The 259-nt window shown below is 70.7% G+C and carries 1 pseudogene; it reads left to right on the top strand.

What is annotated here, in order from left to right:
• Positions 1-121 precede the first annotated feature (121 nt).
• A pseudogene (locus I5G_RS24705) lies at positions 122-259 on the top strand (TetR family transcriptional regulator); the annotation flags it as partial.

Here is a 259-nt window from a genome sequence, read left to right as displayed (position 1 = left end):
GTCTTCTCGTCGGCCATCTCGCGGACGACCTTCCACGCCGAGGCGGCGTTCTTGCTGTCCTTGTTCACGACCCAGCTGCCGCCGCCGAGGTTGCCGATGTCACCGGCGGGACCGGCGGGTTGTCGATGCGCCGGCGCGCGAGATCGCCGCCGAAGCCGGAGTCGGAGTCGGGACGTTGTACCGGCACTTCCCGAATCGCGCGGCTCTCGTCGCTGCGGTGTTCACCACCGAGATCGACGCCACCGCGGCGGCGGCGGAG

The sequence above is a fragment of the Microbacterium sp. B19 genome (genome assembly GCF_000333395.1).
In the GTDB taxonomy this organism is placed as follows: domain Bacteria; phylum Actinomycetota; class Actinomycetes; order Actinomycetales; family Microbacteriaceae; genus Microbacterium.
The sequence above is the reverse complement of the archived record's forward strand: the minus strand, read 5'-3'. Positions and strand labels throughout refer to the sequence as shown.